We start from the raw sequence: 8,291 nt of genomic DNA, 5'->3' as shown, positions 1-8,291 counted from the left end.
TGGACATTTGCGAAGCAAAGGACATGAGGAAGAAGCGAAGCGGATTCCGAATGACCGCTTTCGTAAATGAAAGAAGTCGCAACTCTTCGCGAAGCGTCATAGGATAGAAAATGTCTAAAGAGATATGCAGTATATAGTTTTGAAGATACAAGCAGAGAGTTATGCAGAGATGTATAGCTCTTTTTTTATGGATTAGATAAAAGTCGACAAGGCGTCTCAAGTGTGATATTATTTAACGGTACACATTCGAGGCGCTTTGTGTAATAGCCAAGAATTTAATTACAGTAACAGCGGCAACGATAGGAGATGACAATCAATGATAGCGATAATCGATTACGACGCCGGTAACCTGAAAAGCGTGGAAAAGGCTCTCCAGGCCCTGGGCGAGGAGGTTCTGGTGACCCGGGAGCGGGAGGAGCTTCTTGCGGCGGATAAGGTGATTCTTCCGGGCGTGGGGAATTTCGGAGATGCCATGGAGAAGTTAAAAGGTTATGGCCTGGTCAGTGTGATTCGGGAGCTGGCACAGATGGGAAAGCCCTTTCTGGGGATCTGTCTGGGATTGCAGCTTTTGTTTGAGCGAAGCGACGAGGCACCGGGCGTAGAGGGCCTGGGGATCCTGAAGGGCGAGATCCTGCGAATCCCGGACAAGGATGGTTTGAAGGTGCCCCATATCGGCTGGAACTCCCTGCATTTGCAGCATGAGGGACGGCTGTTCCAAGGACTTCCGGAGGAGTCTTACGTGTATTTCGTCCATTCCTATTACCTGAAAGCGGAGGACCCGCAGATCGTGAAGGCGACCACCGAGTATGGCGTGACCATCGACGCTTCTGTGGAGCAGGGCAATGTGTTTGCCTGCCAGTTCCATCCGGAGAAGAGCAGTCGTGTGGGCCTGAAGATACTGGAAAACTTTGCGAAGCTGGAGGGTTAGACATGTTTACAAAACGAATCATTCCCTGCCTGGACGTACACGCGGGACGCGTGGTAAAGGGCGTTAATTTCGTAAACTTAAGGGACGCGGGCGACCCGGTGGAGATCGCGGCGGCCTATGACGCGGCGGGCGCGGACGAGCTGGTATTCCTGGATATCACAGCCTCCTCCGACGCCAGAAATACGGTGGTGGACATGGTGCGCCGGGTGGCGGAAAAGGTATTTATTCCCTTTACCGTGGGCGGCGGCATCCGTACCGTCGATGACTTCAAGGCACTGCTCCGGGAGGGCGCGGACAAAATCTCCGTGAACAGCGCGGCCATCATGCGGCCGGAGCTCATCAGCGAAGCGGCGGACAAGTTCGGCAGCCAGTGCGTGGTGGTGGCCATCGATGCCAAGCGGCGGCCCGACGGCGGCTGGAATATCTATAAAAACGGAGGCCGGGTAGATATGGGCATCGACGCGGTGGAGTGGGCCATGAAGGCCGACAGGCTGGGCGCAGGGGAGATCCTGCTGACCAGTATGGACTGCGACGGCACCAAGAACGGTTACGATCTGGATCTGACCCGGACCATAGCGGAGAATGTGTCCATTCCGGTTATCGCCTCCGGTGGAGCCGGAACAAAAGAGCATTTCTATGACGCCCTGACCCAGGGAAAGGCGGATGCCGTACTGGCAGCTTCCCTTTTCCACTATAAAGAGCTGGAAATCTGCGACCTGAAGAAATATCTGAGAGGCCGCGGCGTGTCGGTCCGTCTGTAAAGGACAGGACGATAACATACATATTGATACAGGAGACAACACCTATCATGGCAATGATTCAAAATGACTGGCTTGCGCCGCTGAAACCGGAATTCAGCAAGCCCTATTACGCGGATCTTTTTGAGTTCGTAAAAAACGAATACGCCACGCGGCAGATTTTCCCGCCTGCGGACGATATTTTCAATGCTTTTCATCTGACCCCGCTCCATGAGGTAAAGGTGGTGATTCTGGGACAGGATCCCTACCACAATGACGGACAGGCCCATGGTCTGTGTTTTTCCGTGAAGCCGGATGTGGAGATTCCCCCTTCCCTGGTGAATATTTATCAGGAGCTTCACGACGATCTGGGCTGCTATATCCCCAATAACGGTTATCTGACCAAATGGGCGAAACAGGGCGTGCTGATGCTGAACACAGTACTGACCGTCCGGGCTCACCAGGCCAATTCCCACCGGGGCATGGGCTGGGAGCAGTTCACCGACGCAGCCATCCGCATCTTAAATGAGCAGGATCGTCCCATCGTATTCATCCTCTGGGGCAGTCCGGCCCAGAAAAAGGCCCAGATGCTGAATAACCCGAAGCATCTGATTCTGAAGGCGCCCCATCCCAGCCCGCTGTCCGCTTACCGGGGCTTTTTCGGAAGCAGGCCCTTCAGTCAGACCAATGAATTTCTGGTAAGAAATGGGCTGGAGCCCATAGACTGGCAGATCGAGAATGTTTAGCCAGAACAGGGCAGCCGGAGAGTGGCTGAAGGGACAGAGCCGGGGCACGCGGGTTATGCTTCGGATTCTGCTGGCCGTGGTGACGGCCTATGTGGTACTGGGACTGTGGCTGATTCCCCAGATGATGCGGGCGGTTCCCATGGATACAAAATATTGGAAAGTGAAGATTCTGGCGGCCCTTCTGATGCTGATTCCCGTTTATCTGGGACTCCGGTGGGGCGCCTGCCGGTTTTCCGGCCGGGCGCTTCCGGAGAGCCAGGGGGCTGAGACGCCCGGGACAGAAAAGAAGCGCTGCCTTCTGTGGTTCGGTATCGGCTTTTTGCTGGTCTTTGCCTGGATGATGGTGTATTTCTATGCTTATTTTCCGGGGTCCTTTGACTGGGATAATCTGGATCAGTGGTGGCAGATTCAGAACCATCAGTATGACACCTGGCATCCGGTGTTCCATACGCTGATCATTGCCTTATTTTCCAAAATCGTGAATCATTACGGCTTTGCCGTATTTATGCAGCTGTTTCTGTACAGTGTCCTGTGCGGTTATCTCTTATACACCATGGCAAAATGGCGGTTTCCGGTCTGGTCCCTGGTGCTCACGGAGATTTTTCTGGTGGCGAATCCCCAGACCCATCGGATTCTGCTGTTCATGTGGAAGGACAGCGCCCTGACCCTGTTTATGATTCTCTTTACGGTCTATCTGATCCAGATTTTCAAGAGCGGCGGACAGTGGCTGAAGAAAAAGCGGAATCTGACGGTGTTTATCCTGGTGCTGATTTCCATTTCCCTGGTGCGGCACAATGGTATTCTTTATACCATTCCTCTGCTGATTCTGGCGGTGCTGTTTTTTAAGGAGATCCGGAAGGAATGCGCCCTGTCGCTGGTTCTGATGCTGGCAGGTATGTGGCTCATCGAGCATCCGGTCTATGATCTGGTGGGAGCCAGCCGCCCGGAGCAGACCTACGTGGAGACTGTGGGCGTGCCCATGACCATTCTCTGCAATATCCATGAGATGGCCCCGGAGAGTTTAAGCCCGGAGGCCGCGGACTTCCTGGCCCAGATCGGCCCGGAAAAGCGGTGGAAGATCTACGAGACGGGCAATTATAACTCCTTAAAGTTCGTCACCAACGCCAACGCGGTGATTTCCGATACGGATCCCGGGGAATTTCTGAAACTGACGGCCGATACGGTGCGGAACGCGCCGGGCATGTCCCTGCAGGCCCTGTATCAGGTGACCCGTATGGTATGGGATGTGCGTGGAACCAAGGAATGGCATACGGATCTGGAGTATCAGATCCGGGAAAATGACTGGAACTTCGGCTATGTGGAGAGCCGGGAGGGGCTTCGGGAGGCCCTGAACGACTTCGACGAGTGGATGCTGAACAGTCCCTTGGATTACCTGTTTTCCTACAATGGAACCCACCTGCTGGTACTGATTCTCTGCACCCTGTTCGTTTTTGCGAAAAAGGGAAAGGGATGGAAGGCCATGACTCTGGCCCTGCCGGTGCTGGCCTACAGCTACGGAACCATGCTGTTGCTGTGCGGTCCCACCTACCGGTTTTTCCATTTTGACAGCGTGATTTTCATTCCCCTGTGTCTGCTGCTGTTCAGCTCCTGGGGTGAGGGTGAAAAGACGGTATAACAACTTTATAAAAATTATTTTAAGAGGATTCTGAGAGTACTTCTCAGGATCCTTTTTTTCGCTTCTTTTCCGGCTTGGCGCCGGGCGCAGGAGGAAAATGGAAGGAAAAATGTCGAAAAACCGGGGAAAAAACAGGAAGAACGGCTCCTGAATCTGACATATTTCGCAGAAGGCCTTCTCTATAATAAGGGACAGAAAGAAGGTGGACTGTGTATCGTACGGTGTACATAGATGTGTTCTTTCTGGAGAATCTGCTGACGGATTATCTGGTGCTGACCCTGGTGAACCGAAGTCTGAAGCTGGGAAGCGGGAGGCTTCGGCGGCTTACGGGAGCCTGCGTGGGGAGTCTGGGGCTCTGTCTGCTGTATCTGTTTCCCGGAAAAGGGATACCCTGGATCGTCAGATTCTTCGGAGCCCTGGTTTTTTATCTGGGTCTCAGCAGTCTGATGATCCGATGCGGTCTGCGGATTCCCGGCCGGAGCCTGTTTGGAAAAGCCCTGTTTCTTCTGTATTTTGTGAGCTTTCTGCTGGGAGGCGTGTTCCGGTGGCTGCAGGAGGCGGTGGAGGTTCCCGTATTTCCCTTTCTGTTTTTCAGCCTCGTTTCCTATGGAATCCTGAAGCTGGGACTGAAGGGAATCCTGCGGGTCAGGACAGGACAACAGAGTATCTGTCAGGTAACTCTGGGTTTTCACGGGAATACGCTGGAGCTTCGGGGACTTCTGGATACGGGCAATCAGCTTCAGGATCCGGTGACCGGGGAGGCGGTGCATATTCTGGAACAGGCGGCCGGAGAACGGCTCTGGGGAGGGGAAACGGTGCTGCTTCGGCCCGTTCCCTATCACAGCGTGGGAAAGCCGACGGGACTTCTGCCGGTATTCCGGGCAGATTCCATGAGCGTCCGACTGGCAGACAGAGAAGAGCACAGAGAACGTCCTCTGATTGGGATTACAAAAGAACCACTTTCTTCCGGAAATGAATATGAGATGATATTACATTCGGAGCTGGCCCACAGGGACAGACCCGGAGGGTAAGGAGGAAATGAAAACCATGCTGATTAAAGTGGCGATTCCAAACCAGGTACAGTTAAAATTGATTCCCGATTTTTCCACGCTGTTTAGGAGCCGTCAAAAGGAGCTCCATTATATCGGTGGCGCGGAAGTACTTCCGGCGCCTCTGAACCAGGAGGAAGAGGCGGCGGCCATCGGAAGGCTGGGGACGGCGGGTAGCAGCGAAGCCAGAGCCCTGCTCATTGAGCATAATCTGCGGCTGGTGGTGTACATAGCCAAGCGTTTTGACAATACGGGCGTGGGCGTGGAGGATCTGATTTCCATCGGAACCATCGGTCTTATCAAGGCCATCAATACCTTTAACAGCGGAAAAAATATCAAGCTGGCCACCTACGCTTCCCGCTGTATCGAAAATGAGATCCTCATGTATCTGCGCCGGAATAATAAGACCCGCATGGAGGTCTCCATCGACGAGCCTCTGAACGTGGACTGGGACGGAAATGAACTGCTGTTGTCGGATATTCTGGGAACGGACGAGGATGTGATTTATCGGGATATCGAGACGGAGATGGAGCGGAAGCTTCTGGATAAGGCCATCGAGACTCTGTCTGAGCGGGAGCGAACCATCGTGGAGCTGAGATTCGGCCTGAAGGATCCCATGGGACGGGAAATGACCCAGAAGGAAGTGGCGGACCTTTTGGGCATCTCCCAGTCCTATATCTCCAGACTGGAGAAAAAGATCATCCGGCGGCTGAAAAAAGAGATTATGAAGTACGAGTGAAGCCGGACATGGGCTTAGTTTAACTTCAGATAGTTCCGCATATTTTTCAGGGCGTTCTTTTCCAGACGGCTGACCTGGGCCTGGGAGATGCCGATTTCGTCGGCCACCTCCATCTGGGTCTTCCCCTGGAAGAACCGCAGGCGGATGATATAGTTTTCCCGTTCCGGCAGCCGCTTCATGGCTTCATTTAAAGAAAGTTCTTCAACCCAGAGATCTTCTTTATTTTTACGGTCGCTGATCTGGTCCATTACATACAGGGTGTCGCCGCCCTCACTGTAGACCGGCTCGTAGAGGCTGACCGGACTTTGGATGGCGTCCAGGGCAAAGAGAATCTCTTCATCCGGCAGGCCGATTTCCTCAGCAATTTCGCTGAGGGAGGGCTCCCGGGAATTTTGGCGGATGAGACATTCCCGGGTGTAAATAGCCTTGTAGGCGGTGTCCCGCAGGGAGCGGCTGACACGGATGGCGTTATTGTCCCGGAGGTAGCGCCGGATTTCTCCGATGATCATGGGGACGGCGTAGGTGGAAAACTTGACACCCAGGGAACGGTCAAAGTTATCGATGGCTTTCATGAGTCCGATACAGCCGATCTGGAACAGGTCGTCGGCATTCTCACTGGTGGAAGAAAAACGTTTGATGACGCTTAGGACCAGCCTCAGATTTCCTTTGATATAGAGTTCCCGGGCCTCCCGGTCGCCATGCTCCATACGCTCCCAGAGGGCGTCCTGTTCCTGGGCGGTCAGGAGGGGAAGCTTTGCTGTATTTACGCCGCAGATTTCTACTTTGTTCAGTGCCATGATGTTGGGACCTCCTGTGTACTTGTGATACTTACAAGATTTCCCGCAGCATTTTTTCTATGCGTCCTCCCGGAAAATAAAAAAAATAATAGACCTTGACAGCTTGTAAAAGGGGCTTCTTTGGTATATAATTTCCAGAGCGGCATTTCATGTCAGAACAGAAAATTCAGAGGAATTTTTGATAAATTACAGGAGTGAGTAAAGATGAGTAAAGTAAGAACAAGATTTGCACCGAGCCCCACAGGAAGAATGCACGTGGGAAACTTAAGAACCGCACTGTACGCCTATCTGATCGCGAAGCATGAGGGAGGAGACTTCCTGCTCCGTATCGAGGATACCGATCAGGAGCGCTATGTGGAGGGCGCAGTGGATATCATTTACCGCACCATGGCGAAGGCAGGTCTGGTACATGACGAGGGACCCGATAAGGATGGCGGTGTAGGACCCTATGTACAGAGTGAGCGCCAGAAGGCAGGCATCTATCTGGAGTATGCCAAGAAGCTGATTGAGAAGGGCGAGGCTTATTACTGCTTCTGTGACAAGGAGCGTCTGGAATCCCTGAAGACCGAGGTGGCCGGAAAAGAGATCGTAGTCTATGACAAGCATTGCCTGCATCTGTCCAAAGAAGAGGTAGAGGCGAAGCTGGCAGCAGGCGCGCCCTACGTCATCCGCCAGAATAATCCGACTACCGGAACCACCACCTTCCATGACGATATTTACGGCGATATCACGGTGGATAACGCGGAGCTGGACGATATGATTCTGATCAAGTCCGACGGATATCCCACCTATAACTTCGCGAATGTGGTAGACGACCATCTCATGGGCATCACCCATGTGGTCCGCGGAAACGAGTACCTTTCTTCATCTCCCAAGTATAACCGTCTCTATGAGGCATTCGGCTGGGAGGTACCGGTGTATGTTCATTGTCCGTTGATTACTGATGAGGAGCATAAGAAGCTGTCCAAGCGCTGCGGCCATTCCTCCTTTGAGGATCTGCTGGAGCAGGGCTTTCTGCCGGAGGCCATTATTAACTTTGTGGCCCTTCTTGGCTGGAGCCCGGAGGAAGATCGGGAGATCTACAGCCTGGAAGAGCTGGTAAAGACCTTTGATTATCATCATATCAGCAAGGCTCCTTCTGTCTTTGACTATACAAAACTGAAATGGATGAATGGCGAGTATATCAAAGCCATGGACTTTGACAAGTTTTATGAGATGGCTCTGCCCCACCTGAAGAAGGTCATTACCGGGGACTACGATCTGAAGAAGATCGCGGCCATGGTAAAGACACGTATCGAGGTGTTCCCGGAGATCGAGGAGATGGTAGATTTCTTTGAGGCGGTTCCGGAGTATGACAGCGCCATCTACGCCCATAAGAAGATGAAGACCTCTGTGGAGTCTTCCCTGGAGGTATTAAAGGAGCTGCTTCCGATTCTGGAGGAGCAGGAGGATTACAGCAACGACGGACTCTATGCCCGCCTTCTGAAGTATGTGGAGGAGAAGGGCTGCAAGAACGGCTATGTGCTGTGGCCCATCCGTATCGCCGTATCCGGAAAGCAGATGACGCCCTGCGGAGCCACAGAGCTCATGGAGGTCATCGGCAAGGAAGAGACTCTGAAGCGTGTGCGCGCAGCCATCGCAAAGCTGGAGGCATAAAGT

The 8,291-nt window shown here is 53.0% G+C and carries 8 protein-coding genes; 7 read left to right on the top strand and 1 reads right to left on the bottom strand.

Features of this window, described 5'->3' with window-relative positions; genetic code table 11:
• Window positions 1-316 precede the first annotated feature (316 nt).
• The 6 genes from hisH (at window position 317) to sigE (ending at window position 5,835) form a co-directional block, all read left to right on the top strand.
• Window positions 317-928, top strand: a complete 612-nt coding sequence (gene hisH, locus H8S44_RS14710; RefSeq protein WP_186873947.1) for an imidazole glycerol phosphate synthase subunit HisH — start codon at window positions 317-319, stop codon at window positions 926-928.
• Window positions 929-930: 2 nt separating this feature from the next.
• Window positions 931-1,689 carry an imidazole glycerol phosphate synthase subunit HisF gene (gene hisF / locus H8S44_RS14705; RefSeq protein WP_186873946.1) on the top strand — a complete coding sequence of 253 codons (759 nt, stop codon included), beginning with the start codon at window positions 931-933 and terminating at the stop codon, window positions 1,687-1,689.
• Between the two features lie 47 nt (window positions 1,690-1,736).
• Window positions 1,737-2,411 carry a uracil-DNA glycosylase gene (locus tag H8S44_RS14700; RefSeq protein WP_186873945.1) on the top strand — a complete coding sequence of 225 codons (675 nt, stop codon included), beginning with the start codon at window positions 1,737-1,739 and terminating at the stop codon, window positions 2,409-2,411.
• The gene (locus tag H8S44_RS14695; RefSeq protein ID WP_186873944.1) at window positions 2,404-4,047 is read left to right on the top strand and encodes a glycosyltransferase family protein; all 1,644 of its coding nucleotides are present in this window, start codon (window positions 2,404-2,406) and stop codon (window positions 4,045-4,047) included. Before H8S44_RS14700 ends, H8S44_RS14695 begins: the two co-directional genes overlap by 8 nt.
• 209 nt (window positions 4,048-4,256) lie before the next feature.
• The gene (locus H8S44_RS14690) at window positions 4,257-5,078 is read left to right on the top strand and encodes a sigma-E processing peptidase SpoIIGA (protein ID WP_186873943.1); all 822 of its coding nucleotides are present in this window, start codon (window positions 4,257-4,259) and stop codon (window positions 5,076-5,078) included.
• 16 nt (window positions 5,079-5,094) lie between these two features.
• Window positions 5,095-5,835, top strand: a complete 741-nt coding sequence (gene sigE / locus H8S44_RS14685; protein ID WP_186873942.1) for an RNA polymerase sporulation sigma factor SigE — start codon at window positions 5,095-5,097, stop codon at window positions 5,833-5,835.
• A 14-nt stretch (window positions 5,836-5,849) separates the two neighbouring features.
• On the opposite strand, the gene sigG is transcribed toward sigE, so the two are convergent.
• Complete coding sequence (gene sigG / locus H8S44_RS14680; protein WP_186873941.1) at window positions 5,850-6,632, bottom strand: RNA polymerase sporulation sigma factor SigG; 783 nt, start codon at window positions 6,630-6,632, stop codon at window positions 5,850-5,852.
• 204 nt (window positions 6,633-6,836) lie between these two features.
• Here sigG and gltX point away from each other — a divergent pair, with 204 nt between their 5' ends.
• Window positions 6,837-8,288 (top strand): glutamate--tRNA ligase, encoded by a 1,452-nt coding sequence (gene gltX / locus H8S44_RS14675; RefSeq protein ID WP_186873940.1) that lies wholly within the window; start codon window positions 6,837-6,839, stop codon window positions 8,286-8,288.
• The last annotated feature ends 3 nt before the right edge of the window (window positions 8,289-8,291 follow it).

Origin of the sequence: Anaerosacchariphilus hominis, from assembly GCF_014290175.1 — a bacterium.
Taxonomy (GTDB): domain Bacteria; phylum Bacillota; class Clostridia; order Lachnospirales; family Lachnospiraceae; genus Laedolimicola; species Laedolimicola hominis.
The sequence above is the reverse complement of the archived record's forward strand: the minus strand, read 5'-3'. Positions and strand labels throughout refer to the sequence as shown.

Coding starts and splice junctions, on each gene's coding strand:
- H8S44_RS14695 (WP_186873944.1), top strand. CDS start 2,404: ATGTTTAGCCAGAACAGGGCAGCCGGAGAGTGGCTGAAGGGACAGAGC.
- H8S44_RS14700 (WP_186873945.1), top strand. CDS start 1,737: ATGGCAATGATTCAAAATGACTGGCTTGCGCCGCTGAAACCGGAATTC.
- sigE (WP_186873942.1), top strand. CDS start 5,095: ATGCTGATTAAAGTGGCGATTCCAAACCAGGTACAGTTAAAATTGATT.
- sigG (WP_186873941.1), bottom strand. CDS start 6,632: ATGGCACTGAACAAAGTAGAAATCTGCGGCGTAAATACAGCAAAGCTT.
- gltX (WP_186873940.1), top strand. CDS start 6,837: ATGAGTAAAGTAAGAACAAGATTTGCACCGAGCCCCACAGGAAGAATG.
- hisH (WP_186873947.1), top strand. CDS start 317: ATGATAGCGATAATCGATTACGACGCCGGTAACCTGAAAAGCGTGGAA.
- hisF (WP_186873946.1), top strand. CDS start 931: ATGTTTACAAAACGAATCATTCCCTGCCTGGACGTACACGCGGGACGC.